This window comes from Pseudomonas sp. MH9.3, assembly GCF_034354675.1.
Classification (GTDB): domain Bacteria; phylum Pseudomonadota; class Gammaproteobacteria; order Pseudomonadales; family Pseudomonadaceae; genus Aquipseudomonas.
This window is the reverse complement of the sequence record NZ_CP133785.1, coordinates 4,303,245-4,320,064: the sequence shown is the minus strand read 5'-3', so window position 1 is coordinate 4,320,064 and position 16,820 is coordinate 4,303,245. Positions and strand designations below refer to the sequence as shown.

The window sequence follows — 16,820 nt, the reverse complement described above, 5'->3', positions numbered from 1 at the left end:
AGCCGCCCGACGGAGTGGTTCCTGCACAGTGACGAGCTGATTACTTGGCTTTTTCCAGGTAGCGGAAGAAATCGCTGCTTGGGTCCAGCACCATGACGTCGGTTTTGTTCGCGAAGCTTTCGCGGTAGGCACGCAGGCTACGATAGAACGCGTAGAACTCCTGGTCCTGGCCATAGGCCTTGGAGTAGATCGCCGCCGCTTGCGCATCGCCATCACCACGGGCCTCTTCAGACTCGCGATAGGCTTCCGCCAGCAGGACACGACGCTGACGGTCGGCATCCGCACGGATCCCCTCAGCCAGTTCGTTACCCTTGGCGCGGTGCTCACGTGCCTCACGCTCACGCTCGGTGCTCATACGCTCGAACACGCTGCGGTTCACTTCCTTGGGCAGATCAATGGCCTTGACGCGCACATCGACCACTTCGATACCCAGTTCCTTTTCCGCCATGGTGTTCAGCGAGCGGGTGATATCCGCCATCAGCGCATCACGCTCGCCGGATACCACTTCGTGCAGGGTGCGCTTACCGAACTGGTCGCGCAGACCCGACTCGAGACGACGCGACAAACGATCATCGGCAAGCTGCTTCTGGCCGGAGGTCGCGGTGTAGTACCGCTCGGCATCCTTGACGCGCCACTTGGCGTAGGCGTCAACCATCACGGCTTTCTTTTCCAGGGTCAGGAAGCGCTGCGTCGGTGCATCCAGGGTCATCAGGCGACCGTCGAACTTGCGCACCTGATTGACGTAAGGAACCTTCACATGCAGGCCGGGCTGGACATCCGCCTGGACCACGCGACCGAATTGCAGCAGCACCGCGCGCTCGGTCTGAGCGACGATGTAGAAGCAGTTCCAGGCAGCGATGACCACGACGACGCCCACAATCAGGGCGGTCAGCGATTTATTGCTCATCAACGACTCTCCCTGGTACGTGTTTGCTGTTGCAGCAGGTCAGCGGCCGCACGGGCGCTGGCTTCGTTGGCAGCGGCGTTCGAACCGGTCGACGGCGCGCTGGCGCCACTACGACCACCTTCGATCATCTTGTCCAGCGGCAGGTACAGCAGGTTGTTCTGCCCGCCCTTGCTGCCGGTCACGAGAACCTTGCTGGTGTTGCTGAAGACTTCCTGCATGGTGTCCAGGTACAGACGCTCACGGGTGACCTCGGGTGCCTTGCGATACTCGGCGACCAGCTTGGTAAAGCGATCCGCCTCACCCTTGGCGCGCGAGACCACTTCGTCACGGTAGCCGTTGGCATCTTCAAGGATGCGCTGGGCCTGACCACGGGCTTCCGGCACGACGCCGTTGGCGTAGGTTTCAGCCTGGTTGCGCGAACGCTGCTCGTCTTCACGGGCGCGGATCACGTCGTCGAAGGCTTCCTGCACTTCACGCGGTGCCGCTGCGCTCTGCACGTTCACCTGGGTGACGGTGATACCGGTGCGATAGGTATCGAGGAACCGTTGCAGACGCTCCTTGATTTCGCTGGCCATCAACTCACGGCCTTCGGTCAGCACCTGATCCATGGCGGTGGAACCCACCACATGGCGCAAGGCGCTTTCGGTCGCGTGTTGCAGGCTGATTTCCGGCTGGTCGACGTTCAGCACGAAGTCCTGCAGGTTGGTGATCTTGTACTGCACGGTCAGCGGCACTTCGACGATGTTTTCGTCTTCGGTCAGCATCTGGCCCTGCTTGGTATAGGAACGCTCACGTGTGACGTTCTCCATGTACTTCTTGTCGATCGGCGGGAAGTAGATGTTCAGGCCCGGCCCGACCGTCTCGTAGTACTTGCCGAAGCGCAGCACCACGGCTTGCTCCTGCTCGTCCACCACGTAAACGGCGCTGTACAGCCATACGGCCGCCAGCACGACAAGACCCAGGCCCAGCAGGCCATAGCCACCGCCCTTGCTTGTGCGACCGCCGTCGTCACCACCCCGTTTTTTCCCACCACCGAACAACCCATTCAGGCTTTCCTGCAGCTTTCGGAAGGCCTCGTCGAGATCTGGAGGCCCCTTGCGGTCGCCATTATTGCGGCGCTTACCACCCCAAGGATCCTGATTATTCGAGTTGCCACCCGGCTCATTCCAAGCCATAGCGCTCTCCATCTGATAAAGCAAAGACGCGCCCACGGCGCGCCGACCAATGCTACAGAATGCCTGCCATTGCGGCACAACCGCTTTAGGAGGCTTTTATTGCAAAGTGTGTTGTTCGATGAACTCCGCTGGCACCTCACCCTCGCGGCTGACCAGCCGATTGAGCTCCGAGCGCGGCAACCGAACGGCCAGCAAGCTGACACCTTCTTCGTCGTGTTCTTCTTTCTGTACCGCGCCCAGTTCGAAAAACTGTGCACGCAGTCGAGCAAAACGCTGCGGCAAGCGCAAGGTGCCGACGAACAAATCACTGCCGAGCAGTTCGGCAATCGCTTGTTCAAGCAGCTCCAGACCACTGCCATCACGCGCCGACAGCCACACCCGCTGGGGTACGCCGTTCTCGTCGCGCTGAATTTGTGGCTCAACGCCTTCAAGCAAATCGAGTTTGTTATAGACCTCGAGGATCGGCAAGTCCTGGGCACCAATCTCGCCCAGTACCACCATCACCTGTTCAATCTGCAGCATGCGGTCCGGTTCGGCCGCATCGATCACATGCAGCAGCAGGTCGGAGTTGCTCGACTCTTCGAGCGTAGACCGAAAGGCCTCGACCAGCTTGTGGGGCAAGTGACGAATGAAACCTACCGTGTCGGCCAGGACAATCGGCCCCAGGTCGCCTATATCAAGGCGGCGCAAGGTCGGGTCGAGAGTGGCGAACAGTTGGTCGGCCGCATACACGTCCGACTTCGTCACATTATTGAAGAGTGTGGATTTGCCGGCGTTGGTATAGCCCACCAGCGACACGGTAGGAATATCCGCACGCGAACGGCCTCGACGCGATTGCTCGCGCTGGCTGCGTACCTTCTCCAGGCGCCCCTTGATCTGGCGCAGGCGCACCCGCAGCAGGCGTCGGTCGGTTTCGAGTTGGGTTTCACCCGGACCCCGCATGCCGATACCGCCCCCCTGACGCTCAAGGTGAGTCCAGCCGCGCACCAGACGCGTACTCATGTGGTCAAGCTGGGCCAGTTCGACCTGGAGCTTGCCTTCATGGGTGCGGGCGCGCTGGGCAAAAATATCGAGAATCAGACCGGTACGGTCGATCACGCGACACTCGAAAACACGTTCGAGGTTGCGTTCCTGACTGGGCGTGAGGGTGTGATTGAAGATCACCAGATCGGCTTCTTCGGCGTGGACCAGGTCGCGCAGTTCCTCGACCTTGCCGCTGCCGATCAGGTATTTGGCGGTTGGCCGATGACGCGGCACGTTAAAAAACGCAACGGTCTCGGCGCCGGCCGAATTTGCCAACTCCTGAAACTCCTGCGGATCTTCGCGCGCCTCAGGGTCCTGTCCATCCAAGTGAACGAGGATTACTCGCTCACCACCACCGTGGCGCTCAAAGAACAAAGGAGACTCCTATCAGGCGTTACCTGGCTCAGCGTCAGCTGCATCATCACCGGCTGCGCTAGGCAGACGGATTGGACGGACTGGAACGACTGTCGAGATAGCGTGCTTGTAGACCATCTGGCTGACGGTGTTTTTCAGCAGGATCACGAACTGGTCGAACGACTCGATCGTGCCCTGCAGCTTGATACCGTTGACCAGGTAGATGGAAACCCCCACTTTCTCTTTACGTAAAGTGTTCAAGTAAGGGTCTTGTAGCGAATGCCCTTTTGACATGTGTCGCACTCCTTTAAGGATCAATAATTAAAAAATCGGAAAATGGGTAGCTTATGGCCGTCACACCCCCAAGGATAGACGGCAATTGCAAGGACTCAGCTCAATATGGAGACCGACCCCAGGTATTTCAAGGCGCGTGACAGATTGTCGCTGTCCAGGCTGTCCAGCCAGTGCAAATCGCTCCAGCTGCGCAGCCAGGTGAACTGGCGCTTCGCCAATTGGCGCGTGGCGATGATGCCGCGCTCCTGCATGTCGGCTGACGTCAGCTTGCCATCCAGGTAATCCCAGACTTGACGGTAGCCTACAGCGCGTATCGAAGGCAGCCCGGCATGCAGGTCACCTCGGGAACGCAAAGCTACGACCTCGTCCACAAACCCCTGTTCCAACATAATCGTGAATCTTTGCGCAATTCGTTCATGCAGCACTTGGCGATTTGCCGGGGCAATGGCCAGATTCGCGACAGTATAGGGCAATTGTGATTGACCCGACGCGTCTGCATCAGCACTTTGCGCAGTTTGTTTCAGCCTGTGTTCAGTCATGGTCTGGCCGCTCACACGCCAGACTTCCAGCGCGCGCGTGAGGCGCTGCGGATCGTTGGGGTGAATACGCGCGGCAGACACCGGGTCTACCGCCGCCAGTTGGTCGTGCAGGGCTTGCCAGCCAAGGCGGGCAGCGTCGTCCTCAAGTTCGGCGCGCACCTGGGCGTCGGCGGGCGGCATGTCGGCGAGCCCTTCCTGCAAAGCCTTGTAGTAGAGCATTGTGCCGCCCACCAGCAGCGGGATATTGCCCCGCGCGGTGATGTCGGCCATGGCTGCCAGGGCGTCAGTGCGAAAATCCGCAGCCGAATAGCTCATCGACGGGTCGAGGATGTCGATCAGGCGGTGGGGATGTTCGGCCAGCAGCGCTTTGGAAGGCTTGGCGGTGCCGATATCCATGTCCCGGTAAACCAGGGCAGAGTCGACGCTGATCAGCTCGCAGGGCAGCACCTTGCTCAGCTCGATGGCCAGGTCAGTTTTGCCGGCGGCCGTGGGGCCCATCAGAAAGATCGCGGGGGGCAAGGCACTCATCAGCGGCCGCGCAGGAACAGTTTGTCCAGATCGTCCAGGCCCATCTGGGTCCAGGTCGGCCGGCCGTGGTTGCACTGGCCACTGCGCTCGGTGTTTTCCATGTCGCGCAGCAGGCCGTTCATTTCCGGCAGGGCCAGGCGGCGATTGGCGCGGATCGCGCCGTGGCAGGCCATGGTGCCGAGCAGCTCATTGATGTGCGCCTGGATACGGTCACTGGTGCCGTATTCCATGAGGTCGGCCAGCACGTCGGCCACCAGGCGGTTGGCCTCGGCCTGTTTGAGCAGCGCCGGAATCTGACGGATCGCAAGGGTTTCCGGGCCCAGGCGTTGCAGTTCAAAACCGAGTTTCTGGAACACACCATGGTGTTCTTCGGCGCAGTCGGCTTCCCGCTGACTGACGGCCAGGGATTCGGGCACCAGCAGCGGCTGGCCGCTCAGGCCTTCGCTGGCCATGGCGATCTTGAGGCGCTCGTACATGATTCGCTCGTGGGCGGCGTGCATGTCCACCAGCACCAGACCGTGGGCGTTTTCCGCGAGGATGTAGATCCCCTTGAGCTGGGCCAGCGCATAACCCAGCGGCGGGATATCACCGCCACCTTCGGGCAACGCAACGGCGGCGCCCGGCTCGGCACCCGGCAGCGGCGCGAAAAATTCGCGATAGGCCGCCTGGGCCTCGGCCACCGGCACAGTCGATTGCGGGCGCGGCGTGTATTGATACTGATAGCCCGCGCCAGCACCCGAGCCCGGCGCGGTGTACGAAGGCTGTGGCTGCGGCGATTGCAGCAGGTTGGCCGCCAGGCTCATTTCGCCCTGCGGCCCGAACTCACCGGCCTCGGGGCCGGTCGGCCGCACCACTGCCGTCACGATCGGCGCCGACAGTTGATCGTCCGGGCGCACATCGCCCAGGGCACGGTGCAAGGTGCCATACAGGAAGTCATGCACCATGCGCCCATCACGGAAGCGCACTTCATGCTTGGTCGGGTGCACGTTGACGTCGACCACCGAAGGGTCGACCTCAAAGAACAACACAAAGGTCGGATGCCGACCGTTGAACAACACGTCGCGATACGCCTGACGCACCGCATGCGCCACCAGTTTGTCGCGCACCGCACGGCCATTCACGAAGAAATACTGCAAGTCCGCCTGGCTGCGCGAGAACGTCGGCAGGCCCACCCAACCCCACAGACGCAGGCCATTGCGCTCGATCTCGATCGGCAGCGCCTGCTCCAGGAAACCCGCGCCGCAGATCGCCGACACCCGTCGGGCACGCGCAGCATCGTCATGGGCTTCGTGCAGGCTGAGGATGGTCTTGCCGTTGTGACGCAGGTGAAACGCTACGTCGAAACGTGCCAGGGCCAGGCGCTTGATGACTTCCTGCAGGTGATCGAATTCGGTTTTCTCGGCCTTGAGGAATTTGCGCCGGGCCGGGGTGTTGAAGAACAGGTCGCGCACTTCCACCGACGTACCCACCGGATGCGCCGCCGGCTGAACGCGCGGGGCCATGTCGCGGCCTTCGGTTTCCACTTGCCAGGCCTGCTCGGCGTCGCGGGTGCGCGAGGTCAGGGTCAGGCGCGCCACGGAGCTGATCGACGCCAGGGCCTCACCGCGAAAACCCAGACTCATCACCCGCTCCAGGTCTTCGAGGTCGCGGATTTTGCTGGTGGCGTGACGGGCCAGGGCCAGCGGCAGGTCATCCGAGGAGATACCACTGCCATCGTCGCGTACGCGCAGCAGCTTGACGCCGCCCTGCTCCACGTCGACATCGATGCGTTTGGCGCCGGAGTCGATGCTGTTTTCCAGCAGCTCCTTGATCACCGACGCCGGGCGTTCAACCACCTCACCGGCGGCAATCTGGTTGGCCAGGCGCGGGCTGAGCAATTCAATGCGCGAGCCACTGTTCAACAAGGACTCGCTCATTACTGCGCCGCCAATTCAGTGCCGGGGATGGTCAGCACCTGGCCGACTTTCAGTTCGTCGCTCTTCAGGTTGTTGGCACTGCGCAACGTGGCAGGCGACACCTGGAAGCGCACCGCCAGCATGGCCAGGGTGTCGCCGGGCTGCACGCGATGGTCGCGCGGGCCCTGGGCGATTTTGCCGGAATCACGCAGCCAGGCAATGTAGGTACCCGGCGGCGGATTCTGCTGGAAGAACTGCCGTACGCCGGCGCTGATGGAACGCGCCAGGGCCTGCTGATGGCTGGCACTGGCCAGCTTGGAGGCTTCGTTGGCGTTGGAGATAAAGCCGGTTTCGACCAGGATCGACGGGATATCCGGCGATTTCAACACCATGAACCCGGCCTGCTCCACGCGCTGTTTGTGCAGCGAGGTGACCCGGCCGATGTTGCTCAGGACTTTCTGGCCGACGTTGAGGCTGGAGGTCAGCGAGGCGGTCATCGACAGGTCGAGCAGTACGCCGGCGAGCATCTTGTCCTTGTCGTCGAGGGACACGTTGCCGGCCCCGCCGATCAGGTCGGAACGGTTTTCACTGTCGGCCAGCCAGCGCGCCGTTTCGGACGTGGCGCCGCGATCGGACAGGGCAAACACCGAGGCACCGAAGGCGGCGCTGGACGGCGCAGCGTCGGCATGGATCGAAACGAACAGGTCGGCGCCCTTCTTGCGCGCGATTTCCGTACGGCCGCGCAGCGGAATGAAGTAGTCACCGGTGCGGGTCAGCTCGGCGCGATAGCCTTTCATGCCGTTGACCTGGCGCTGCAGCTCGCGGGCGATGGCCAACACCACGTCTTTTTCATGCTGGCCGCGCGAGCCGGAGGCCCCCGGGTCTTCACCGCCGTGGCCGGCGTCGATCACCACAATAATGTCGCGCTTGCCCGGCGGCGCGGGCGGCGGCGGCGGCAATTTCACCTGCGGTTGCGATGGGTTGACCGGTATCGCGGGCACGGTCGCCACGCTCGGCGTCGGCGCAGGCGTCGGGTTGGCGTCGGCGGCATTGTCGAACAGGTCGACCACCAGGCGGTTGCCGTACTGGGCGTTGGGCGCCAGGGAAAAGCTTTTCGGGGTCACGGCCTTTTTCAGGTCGATGACCACGCGCAAGTCGGTGGGCGTACGCTGGGCCGAGCGCATGGCGGTGATCGGCGTGTTGGCGGTGGACACCTTGAGCGGTGCGGCCAGGGTCGCACCATTGATATCGATCACCAGGCGATCAGGCGCCGCCAGGGTAAAGACGCTGTGCTGGACAGGGCCAGACAGGTCAAACACCAGTCGCGTGTTATCCGGCGCTCGCCACAGGCGAACACTTTTCACCTGTGAAGCAGCCAGAGCATTGACAGTCATTGCCGCAAGCAACACTCCCACGACAGCAACCAACGCGCGAAAGCGCATACCTAACCCCACCAATTATTTGAATTCCAATGCCAAAGCGGCGCACCACGACTGGCCACGCGCGCTCTGGGGCAACAACTTCAGCTGACGTCCTGTTTCATGCGGCGTAATGGTAATGGTCATGTCCGGCTTTGGCAAAAAGCCTGCACCTTTATCTGGCCACTCGATCAGGCACAGCGCATCTTCGTCGAAGTAATCACGAATGCCCATGTATTCCAGCTCTTCGGGGTCGACCAGGCGGTACAGATCGAAGTGAAAGGCGCGCACGTCGCCGATCTCGTAGGGTTCGACCAGCGTAAACGTGGGACTTTTCACCGCGCCAGCGTGCCCAAGCCCACGAATAATCCCCCGCGACAGCGTGGTCTTGCCCGCGCCGAGGTCGCCTTCGAGGAAGATCAGCCCGGCGCCTGCCGTGACGGCGGCGATACGATTCCCAAGCGCCACCATGGCATCTTCATCGGCCAGGAACAGGGTTACGTCAGACACGGCGACTGCTCCTCCAGCAATTGACGAATGGCGGGGATCAGGTCGCTGGCCGCCAGCCCGCGACCGAAGGTGCCTTGACGATCACCTGCCGTAGCGTGCAGCCACACCGCCAGGCAGCTGGCGTCATAAGCCGGCATGCCCTGGGCCAGCAATGCACCCACCAACCCGGCCAATACATCACCCAGACCGGGCGCAGCCATGGCGGGATGGCCCTGATCACAACGGGCAACGTCCCCATCGGGGCTTGCAATCAGACTGCCAGCTCCTTTGAGAATAACCACGGCATTTAATGTGAGGCTCAGCGCGAGTGCCGCAGTGAGGCGATCAGCTTGAACCTCGGCGGTGGTAATGCCCAGCAAACGCGCGGCCTCGCCCGGATGGGGGGTGATCACGCAATTGGCCGGCAAGTCGACATGGCCTGCAGCGAGCAGGTTCAATGCGTCCGCGTCCCACACCTGCGGCAGTTTGGCGTTGGCCGCCACCGACAACAGGCTTCTGCCCCAGGCTGATTCGCCCAGGCCAGGACCCATGACGATGACCGAGGTTTTTTCCAGCAGGCCCATCAACTGGTTGGCCGAGCTAACGCCCAGCGCCATGACCTCCGGCAGTCGCGCCAGCGCCGCCGGCACATGCTCAGGCCGGGTCGCCAGGGAAACCATGCCGGCGCCACTGCGCAGGGCACTTTCGGTGCTCAGCAGCGCGGCGCCGCCAAAGCCATGGTCGCCGCCAATGACCAGCAGATGGCCAAACTGGCCTTTATGGGCATCCGGGGAACGTGCAGGCAGTTGCGGCAAATTGCCGGGCAACAGTGGCTGAACGTCGGTTATTTCGTGTTTTGTCTGAGGCATGCGTCTTCAAGCTCCGATGTCTGGCAGAATTATACCCATCTAACCTGTGGTTTCTTGTGTCTCATGCCTGCCATTACCTCCGATCTGCCCGCGCTTGCCCAATCGATCAAAGACTGGGGCCGCGAGCTGGGCTTCCAACAAGTGGGCATCAGCGGCCTGGACCTGGCCGAGCATGAGCAGCACCTGCAACGCTGGCTCGACGCGGGCTATCACGGCGAGATGGACTACATGGGCGCCCATGGCAGCAAACGCTCCCATCCCGAGCAACTGGTGCCGGGCACCCTGCGCGTGGTGTCGCTGCGCATGGATTATCTGCCCGGCGACACCCAGATGGCTCACTTGCTGGCACAGCCGGAAAAAGCCTACATCTCGCGTTACGCCCTGGGCCGCGATTACCACAAGCTGATCCGCAAGCGTGTGCAGCAACTGGCCGACCGCATCCAGGCGCAGATCGGCCCGTTCGGCTTTCGTGCCTTCGTCGACAGCGCGCCGGTGCTGGAAAAAGCCATTGCCGAACAGGCCGGTCTCGGCTGGATCGGCAAAAACACCCTGGTGCTCAACCGCAAGGCCGGCAGTTACTTTTTCCTCAGCGAGCTGTTCGTGGACCTGCCGCTGCCGGTGGATGCGCCCCACAGCACCGAACATTGCGGCCGCTGCACGGCGTGCCTGGATATCTGCCCGACCAATGCCTTCGTCGGCCCCTACGTACTTGACGCCCGGCGCTGCATTTCCTACCTCACCATCGAACTCAAGAGCGCCATTCCCGAGGACCTGCGCCCGCTGATCGGCAACCGCGTGTTTGGCTGCGATGACTGTCAGATCGTTTGCCCATGGAATCGTTTCGCCCGGCCCACCGCCGAAAGCGATTTCAAGCCACGGCACAATCTGGATAACGCAGAACTGGCCGAACTGTTTCTGTGGGACGAGGACAGATTCCTCAGCAGCACCGAAGGCTCACCGCTGCGGCGCGCCGGTTATGAGCGCTGGCTGCGCAACCTGGCAGTGGGCCTGGGCAATGCGCCATCGAGCATTCCGGTGCTGGAGGCGTTGCAGGCGCGTCGCGATTACCCTTCAGAGCTGGTGCGCGAGCACGTGGAATGGGCGCTGAAGCAGCACGCCGGACGTCAGTGAACGTCGTCGTTATAGACGAACTTGGGCATTTCCCAATGAAAGCGGATCGCCAGCAGGCGCAACAGAAAACCGCTGAACAGCGTCAGCAGAATGGCCTGTTCGCTGGGCAACTCGAGGTAAAGGCACAGCAGGTAGAACCACGCGGCGAGAAATGACACGCTGGCGTACAGCTCACGGCGGAACACCAGCGGGATGTCGTTGCAGAAAATGTCCCGCAGGATGCCGCCGAACACCCCGGTGATCACGCCGCTGACCGAAGCCACCAACATGCCATGGCCCATTTCCAGGGCGGTCATGCAGCCGATCAGGGTAAAAGCCACCAGCCCCACGGCATCCAGCGCGAGAAACAGCGAGCGCAGGCGGCGCATCAGCGGTGCGGCGAAGATCGTCACCAGCGCGGCGATCGAAGTCAGTATCAGGTATTCCGGGTGTTTGACCCAGGTCAGCGGGTAGTGGCCGAGCAACACATCGCGCACCGAACCGCCTCCCAGTGCCGTCACACAGGCAATCAGCACCACGCCAAACCAGTCCATGCCGCGCCGACCGGCGGACAGGGCGCCGGTCATGGCTTCGGCGGTGATGGCGATGAGGTAGAGCATCAGCAGCATGCGGGCGATCCTTGCATGGGCATCAAAGGTGACCGAGTCGCGGCCATCGGGAGCAAGCCCCCTCCCACAGTTGACTGCGTTCGCACATCAATGCGGGAGGGGGCTTGCTCCCGATAGCGCCAGGCCAGTCAATACCTCTTCAAGCCTTGATGAAATGCTTGCGGTAATGCTGCAACTCGGCAATCGACTCGCGAATGTCATCCAGCGCCAGGTGCGTGCTGCCTTTATGAAAGCTGTCTTTAACCTCGGGCGCCCAGCGCGCGGCCAGCTCCTTCAAGGTGGACACATCCAGGTTGCGATAGTGGAAGTAACTCTCCAGCCCCTTCATGTGGGTATAGAGGAAGCGCCGGTCCTGGCAAATGCTGTTGCCGCAGATCGGCGACTTGCCCTTGGGCACCCACTTTTCCAGAAACGCGATGGTTTCGGCTTCGGCGTCGGCCATGCTGATGCGGCTGTCGCGCACGCGCTGGGTCAGCCCGGAGTTGCCGTGGGTGCGGGTGTTCCACTCGTCCATGGTGGCCAGCACCGCGTCGCTGTGGTGGATGGCGATCACCGGACCTTCGGCCAAGGTGTTGAGGTTGCTGTCGGTGACAATCGTCGCCATCTCGATGATGACGTCGGTGTCTGGGTTCAGACCGGTCATTTCCAGATCGATCCAAATCAGGTTCTGTGGGTTCAGCATGGCTTGATTCTCTTGGCACCTTGGCGTAGCCGCGCAGTTTAGCAGGCGGCGGCGTGCTAGACTCGCGACCGTTTCACCCTATCTTTGCATTATCGACACGGAACACCAATGGCCAAACGCCAGCTCAATCGTCGCCAAAACTGGCGCATCGAAAAGATTCAAGGCGAACGCGCCGCGCGCGCCGCCAAACGTGAATCCTCCGCCGTGGAAGCACTCGAGGGTGGCGACCTCGGCCCGGAACAGACGGGCCTGGTGATCGCGCACTTTGGTGTGCAGGTCGAAGTGGAGGCGCTGGAAGGCGAACTCGCCGGCTCAGTGTCACGTTGCCACTTGCGCGCCAACCTGCCGGCGCTGGTCACTGGCGACAAGGTCGTGTGGCGTGCCGGCAACCAGGGCATCGGCGTCATCGTCGCGCAACTGCCGCGCACCACCGAGCTGCGCCGTCCCGACAGCCGTGGTCAGCTCAAGCCTGTGGCAGCCAACGTCGACATGATCGTGATCGTGTTCGCCCCGCTGCCCGAGCCCCATGCCAACCTGATCGACCGCTACCTGGTCGCGGCCGAGCATGCCGGCATTCGCCCGCTGTTGCTGCTGAACAAATTCGACTTGATCGACGATCAGAACGCCCCCGCGCTCAACGCGCTGCTGGCGGTGTACCGCACCCTGGGTTACCCGGTGCTGGAAGTGTCGGCCCATCACGGCGACGGCATGGAACAACTGCAACAGCAGCTGGACGGGCGTATCAGCGTGTTCGTCGGCCAATCGGGCGTGGGCAAGTCGTCGCTGGTCAACAGCCTGCTGCCGGAAGTCGACACCCGCGTCGGCCCGCTGTCGGAGCTGTCCGGCCAGGGCACGCACACCACCACCACCGCACGCTTGTTCCACTTCCCGGGCGGCGGCGAGTTGATCGACTCCCCCGGCATTCGTGAATTCGGCCTGGGCCACGTTAGCCGCAGCGATGTGGAAGCGGGTTTTATCGAGTTCAACGACCTGATCGGTACCTGCCGCTTCCGCGACTGCAAACACGACCGCGAACCTGGGTGTGCGTTGCTCAAGGCACTGGAAGACGGACGTGTGCAGCAGCAGCGGATGAACAGCTATCGGTCGATTATTGCGAGCTTGCCTGAGAGCAGTTACTGAACGTATTGGCGAGCGGGCTTGCCCCGCGCCGGGCTGCGCAGCAGCCCTCATCCAAACGGCTTATTTATTCCAGAAATGATTTATCAGGCTTTGGGGCTGCTGCGCAGCCAAACGCAGGACAAGCCTGCTCGCCACAATAAGCCACAGCCTATTTAGCTATGAACCCGTCCCAGGCACCGTCGGATCCTTCACCCCACCGTCATCGAACAAATTCAGCTTCTGGCGCAGTTCATGGGCCGGTAACGGCTCCTGCCCCGGCGCAATCGCATTCGGGTCGGTGGGCACTTCACCCGGTGCGCCTTCACCCTGGGCGGGTGCCGGTGGCGGCTGATCGCCTTCAATCGCGCGCTGGGCCTTTTTGGTCAGTACGACGATATCGATGCGGCGGTTGACCGGATTGAAGGGGTCCTTGTGATCAAACAGCTGCGAGGAGGCAAACCCCACCACGCGCGCCACTTGCGGGTCCGGATAACTGCCGGCGACCAGCGCACGCCGGGCGGCGTTGGCGCGGTTGGCCGACAGCTCCCAATTGCCGAAGTCGCCCTGGCCCGCGTAGGGCTTGGCGTCGGTATGGCCGCTGATGCTGATCTTGTTCGGCACCGCCTTGATGGTGTCGGCCATGGCCAGCAGGATGTCTTCAAAGTACGGTTTGAGGCGTGCGCTGCCGGAGTCGAACATCGGCCGATTGGCGGCGTCGGTGATCTGGATGCGCAGGCCTTCCGGGGTGATTTCGAACGAAATCTGATCCTTGAACTTGAGCAACTGCGGGTTTTCTTCAACCTTGTTCTGCAACTCCTGCAGTAACAGTTCGAGGCGTTCCTGCTCGACCTGTTCGGCCATGCTCTCGACGGTATCGCGCTCCACGGGAATCTTGTCCTGCGGCGACTCGGTCTGCACCTCCGGGTTGATGGTGCGCTCCGGCGCCAACTGCGGTGATCCACCCAGGTCGATCACAAAGGGCGTGCCGCTTTCCGAGAAGCCGATCGGGTCCTTGAAGTAACCGGCAATGGCGATCTTCTGTTCCGGCGTGGCGGTGGACATCAGCCATAGCACCAGGAAGAACGCCATCATCGCCGTGGCAAAGTCGGCGAAGGCGATCTTCCAGGCGCCACCATGGTGCCCCGCAGCGAAGCGCTTGACGCGCTTGATGATTATCGGCTGGTTGTTTTCCATGGCTTAGCGACCGCGAACCGCTTGCTCCAGCTCGGAGAAACTCGGGCGATGTTTGGGGTAGAGCACCTTGCGCCCGAACTCCACGGCCAGCGACGGCGGCATGCCGGACGCCGACGCCACCAGGCTGGCCTTGATCGCTTCGTACAGATTCACTTCTTCCTTGGCGTCGTGGGCCAGGCAGGTGGCGAGCGGGCCGAAGAAGCCGTAGGCCGCCAGGATACCGAAGAAGGTGCCCACCAGCGCCGCGCCGACGTGCATGCCAATGGCCGCCTGGTCACCTTCGCCGAGAGAAGCCATGGTCACCACGATGCCGAGCACTGCCGCAACGATACCGAAACCGGGCATGCCGTCGGCGACGCCGGTCACGGCATGGGATGGATGCTCCAGCTCTTCCTTGAGGCTGAACAGCTCCATGTCGAACAGGCCTTCGAGTTCGTGGGGAGCCATGTTGCCGGAGGACATGATGCGCAGGTAATCACAGATATAGGCGGTCAGGCGCTCGTCCTTGAGCACCGTCGGGTACTTGGCGAAAATCGGGCTGGCCGCGGCGTCTTCGATATCCCCTTCAATGGCCATCATGCCTTCGCGACGACTCTTGTTGAGGATCTCGTAGACCAGACCCAGCACGTCCAGATAGAAGGTGTGAGAAAAGCGCGAGCCGAACATGCCCACCGATTTCTTGATCACGTGCATGGTCATGTAGCCGGGGTTGGCCTGCAGGAATGCGCCAAACGCAGCACCGCCGATAATCAGCACTTCGAAAGGCTGGATCAACGCGGCAATTTTACCGTGGGACAAGACGTACCCACCGAGCACACTTGCGATGACGACAATGATGCCGATAATTTTAGCCATAGGGGATCTGTACTTGCGCCGTCGGGTTCATGGACATAGTGGGTGCAGCTGAAAACTCTTGTTCTACTTATCGGCAAAACTGCGCCAGACTATAGCCCGTTAAGGCGAAAAGCCAACTCAGCCCGTTCCGGGCGTATTGAACGCAAGTGATGATCACGCCCCAATGATGGCTAATGAAACCAGCGTCCCAAGTGCCAAACCCGCCACCCTCGCCGCCTGGATCAAGCGCCTGGACGATGTGCTGCTGCCCGTGCCGCAGGCCGCCCATGAGCGCGTGTGCAAGGCCATTCGCGACAGCCGCAGTTCGTTGCGAGACATTGCCGAGCTGATGCAGAACAGCCCGGCGCTGGTGCTCAGCGTGATGCGCGAAGCCAACGGCCACACCCAGGGCAGCATGACGGAACCGGCAGAAAACCTCGAAGTGGCGCTCAACCGCCTGGGCCTCAAGCGCGCCGAAGAACTGCTCGCGCGGCTGCCCTCGGTGCCCGCCCAGGACATCCCGCTGGCCTTGCGCCAATTGCTGCTGGTGAGCCAGCACGCGTCCCAGCAGGCCAGCGGCTTGTTCGCCAGCCGCCTGGCGCGCCTGTGGCAGGACATTCATTGGGGCAGCCTGCTGTTTCTGTCACCGCTGTGGCCGATGGCCGTGGCCTATCCCAAGCTGCTGGAAGAATGGGAGCTGCGGGTTATCCATAAAGGCGAGAGCGCCCGCGCGGTGGAGCAACAGGTGTTCGGCGTGCGCCTTCTGGACCTGTGCCTGGGCCTGACCGAAGCCTGGCACCTGCCGGTCTGGGTGTCCCAGGGTTATACCTTGCTGCGCAACGAGAAACGCCTGCTGGTCAAGGCCTTGCGCATCGCCCGCGAGGATGACGCACTGCGCCACCAGCAATTGCTCGACGCCGAACCCAACCTGCGTCGCTGGCTCAACCAGCCGGCCAATACCGTGCTACTGGCCAACGGCCTGGCGATGTCGGCCCAGGAGTCCTGGACCTGCCCACACGCCGAGCGCTGGCAATACCTCACCGCGCTGTACCTGCAACAGCCGCTGGCCGATGTGCAGCAACAGGCTCACCAGCAGGCCGTCACCAGCGCCCGTACCACCTTGATGCCCGACCTCTGGCACCCGGCGCTGTCGCTGATCTGGCCGTGGCATGTGCAGAAGGTCCATCGCGGCCTGCTGCCGGCGCCACCGCCCACCGCCGAAGCCCTCGCTGTGTGGCGCAGGCACTGCACCGAGTTGTTGCTGGAGCCGAGCCGTTTCGCCAACGCCATGCACCTGACCACCTGCGCCCGGGACGCTCTGGTGGCCAGCGGCATGCAGCGGGTGATGCTGATGATGACGGATCGCGCCCAGAGCACCTTGCGCGTGCATCAGGTTGACGGCCTGCCCCGGGACGCGGCCAACCTGAGCCTGGACGTGGTCAACAGCACGCTGCTGCAGCGCTTGCTGGAGAAGTCCGCCCAGGTGCGCCTTACGCCCGACAACCATGCGCAATTCTCGGCCCTGCTGCCGCCGATCCTGCGCCGCCTGTTCGCTGGCGAACACCTGCTGCTGCGCTCGCTGAGCTGCAATGGCAAGGTGGTGATGCTGATGATCGCCGACCAGGGCGGCGGGCCGTTTTCGGAAACCACCGTGCAGGCCTTCGGCAAAACCGCCCAATGCGTCGAGAAAGCCCTGCACTGCTTTACCAACCGCAGCGCCTGATGCTTGCGCTACAATCGCCCTCCTTTATCACCCACTTT

At 62.3% G+C, this 16,820-nt stretch carries 16 protein-coding genes; 3 read left to right on the top strand and 13 right to left on the bottom strand.

Annotation, left to right across the window (positions count from 1 at the left end):
* Positions 1 to 40 precede the first annotated feature (40 nt).
* The 9 genes from hflC to RHM60_RS19095 form a co-directional block, all read right to left on the bottom strand.
* Positions 41 to 907 carry a protease modulator HflC gene (hflC, locus tag RHM60_RS19135; RefSeq protein WP_209987893.1) on the bottom strand — a complete coding sequence of 289 codons (867 nt, stop codon included), beginning with the start codon at positions 905 to 907 and terminating at the stop codon, positions 41 to 43.
* Positions 907 to 2,082 carry an FtsH protease activity modulator HflK gene (gene hflK, locus RHM60_RS19130; protein WP_003236241.1) on the bottom strand — a complete coding sequence of 392 codons (1,176 nt, stop codon included), beginning with the start codon at positions 2,080 to 2,082 and terminating at the stop codon, positions 907 to 909. The genes hflC and hflK overlap by 1 nt, the downstream gene beginning before the upstream one ends.
* A 96-nt stretch (positions 2,083 to 2,178) precedes the next feature.
* Complete coding sequence (hflX, locus tag RHM60_RS19125) at positions 2,179 to 3,480, bottom strand: ribosome rescue GTPase HflX (protein ID WP_209987890.1); 1,302 nt, start codon at positions 3,478 to 3,480, stop codon at positions 2,179 to 2,181.
* Positions 3,481 to 3,492: 12 nt separating this feature from the next.
* Positions 3,493 to 3,753 carry an RNA chaperone Hfq gene (hfq, locus tag RHM60_RS19120; RefSeq protein WP_003171355.1) on the bottom strand — a complete coding sequence of 87 codons (261 nt, stop codon included), beginning with the start codon at positions 3,751 to 3,753 and terminating at the stop codon, positions 3,493 to 3,495.
* A gap of 95 nt (positions 3,754 to 3,848) precedes the next feature.
* Positions 3,849 to 4,820: a tRNA (adenosine(37)-N6)-dimethylallyltransferase MiaA gene (gene miaA / locus RHM60_RS19115; protein ID WP_209987887.1), complete on the bottom strand. Its 972-nt coding sequence runs from the start codon at positions 4,818 to 4,820 to the stop codon at positions 3,849 to 3,851.
* On the bottom strand, positions 4,820 to 6,736 hold the full coding sequence (gene mutL / locus RHM60_RS19110; RefSeq protein WP_416195150.1) for a DNA mismatch repair endonuclease MutL: 1,917 nt from the start codon (positions 6,734 to 6,736) through the stop codon (positions 4,820 to 4,822). The genes miaA and mutL overlap by 1 nt, the downstream gene beginning before the upstream one ends.
* Positions 6,736 to 8,157, bottom strand: a complete 1,422-nt coding sequence (locus RHM60_RS19105) for an N-acetylmuramoyl-L-alanine amidase (RefSeq protein WP_209987883.1) — start codon at positions 8,155 to 8,157, stop codon at positions 6,736 to 6,738. Before RHM60_RS19105 ends, mutL begins: the two co-directional genes overlap by 1 nt.
* Positions 8,158 to 8,172: 15 nt before the next feature.
* Positions 8,173 to 8,643 carry a tRNA (adenosine(37)-N6)-threonylcarbamoyltransferase complex ATPase subunit type 1 TsaE gene (gene tsaE / locus RHM60_RS19100; protein WP_057010245.1) on the bottom strand — a complete coding sequence of 157 codons (471 nt, stop codon included), beginning with the start codon at positions 8,641 to 8,643 and terminating at the stop codon, positions 8,173 to 8,175.
* On the bottom strand, positions 8,631 to 9,491 hold the full coding sequence (locus RHM60_RS19095; protein WP_231422385.1) for an NAD(P)H-hydrate dehydratase: 861 nt from the start codon (positions 9,489 to 9,491) through the stop codon (positions 8,631 to 8,633). Before RHM60_RS19095 ends, tsaE begins: the two co-directional genes overlap by 13 nt.
* Before the next feature lie 63 nt (positions 9,492 to 9,554).
* On the opposite strand from RHM60_RS19095, the gene queG reads away from it, so the two are divergent.
* A complete protein-coding gene (gene queG / locus RHM60_RS19090) occupies positions 9,555 to 10,622 on the top strand; it encodes a tRNA epoxyqueuosine(34) reductase QueG (RefSeq protein ID WP_231422384.1) in 1,068 nt (355 codons plus the stop codon).
* On the opposite strand, the gene RHM60_RS19085 is transcribed toward queG, so the two are convergent.
* Both RHM60_RS19085 and orn read right to left on the bottom strand, forming a co-directional pair.
* Positions 10,616 to 11,230 (bottom strand): trimeric intracellular cation channel family protein, encoded by a 615-nt coding sequence (locus RHM60_RS19085; protein ID WP_057010242.1) that lies wholly within the window; start codon positions 11,228 to 11,230, stop codon positions 10,616 to 10,618. The two genes, queG and RHM60_RS19085, sit on opposite strands and share 7 nt — an antisense overlap.
* Before the next feature lie 139 nt (positions 11,231 to 11,369).
* Positions 11,370 to 11,912: an oligoribonuclease gene (orn, locus tag RHM60_RS19080; protein ID WP_209987873.1), complete on the bottom strand. Its 543-nt coding sequence runs from the start codon at positions 11,910 to 11,912 to the stop codon at positions 11,370 to 11,372.
* A 108-nt stretch (positions 11,913 to 12,020) separates the two neighbouring features.
* Between orn and rsgA the strand changes: the two genes are divergently transcribed.
* Positions 12,021 to 13,052 carry a small ribosomal subunit biogenesis GTPase RsgA gene (gene rsgA, locus RHM60_RS19075; RefSeq protein WP_003236258.1) on the top strand — a complete coding sequence of 344 codons (1,032 nt, stop codon included), beginning with the start codon at positions 12,021 to 12,023 and terminating at the stop codon, positions 13,050 to 13,052.
* A 156-nt stretch (positions 13,053 to 13,208) separates the two neighbouring features.
* Here the strand turns inward: rsgA and motB are convergent, their stop codons facing one another.
* Both motB and motA read right to left on the bottom strand, forming a co-directional pair.
* Complete coding sequence (motB, locus tag RHM60_RS19070) at positions 13,209 to 14,225, bottom strand: flagellar motor protein MotB (RefSeq protein WP_209987870.1); 1,017 nt, start codon at positions 14,223 to 14,225, stop codon at positions 13,209 to 13,211.
* A 3-nt stretch (positions 14,226 to 14,228) separates the two neighbouring features.
* Positions 14,229 to 15,080, bottom strand: coding sequence for a flagellar motor stator protein MotA (gene motA / locus RHM60_RS19065; RefSeq protein ID WP_003236261.1), 852 nt, complete (start codon positions 15,078 to 15,080; stop codon positions 14,229 to 14,231).
* Between the two features lie 166 nt (positions 15,081 to 15,246).
* Between motA and RHM60_RS19060 the strand changes: the two genes are divergently transcribed.
* Complete coding sequence (locus RHM60_RS19060; protein WP_231422452.1) at positions 15,247 to 16,782, top strand: HDOD domain-containing protein; 1,536 nt, start codon at positions 15,247 to 15,249, stop codon at positions 16,780 to 16,782.
* Positions 16,783 to 16,820: the final 38 nt, after the last annotated feature.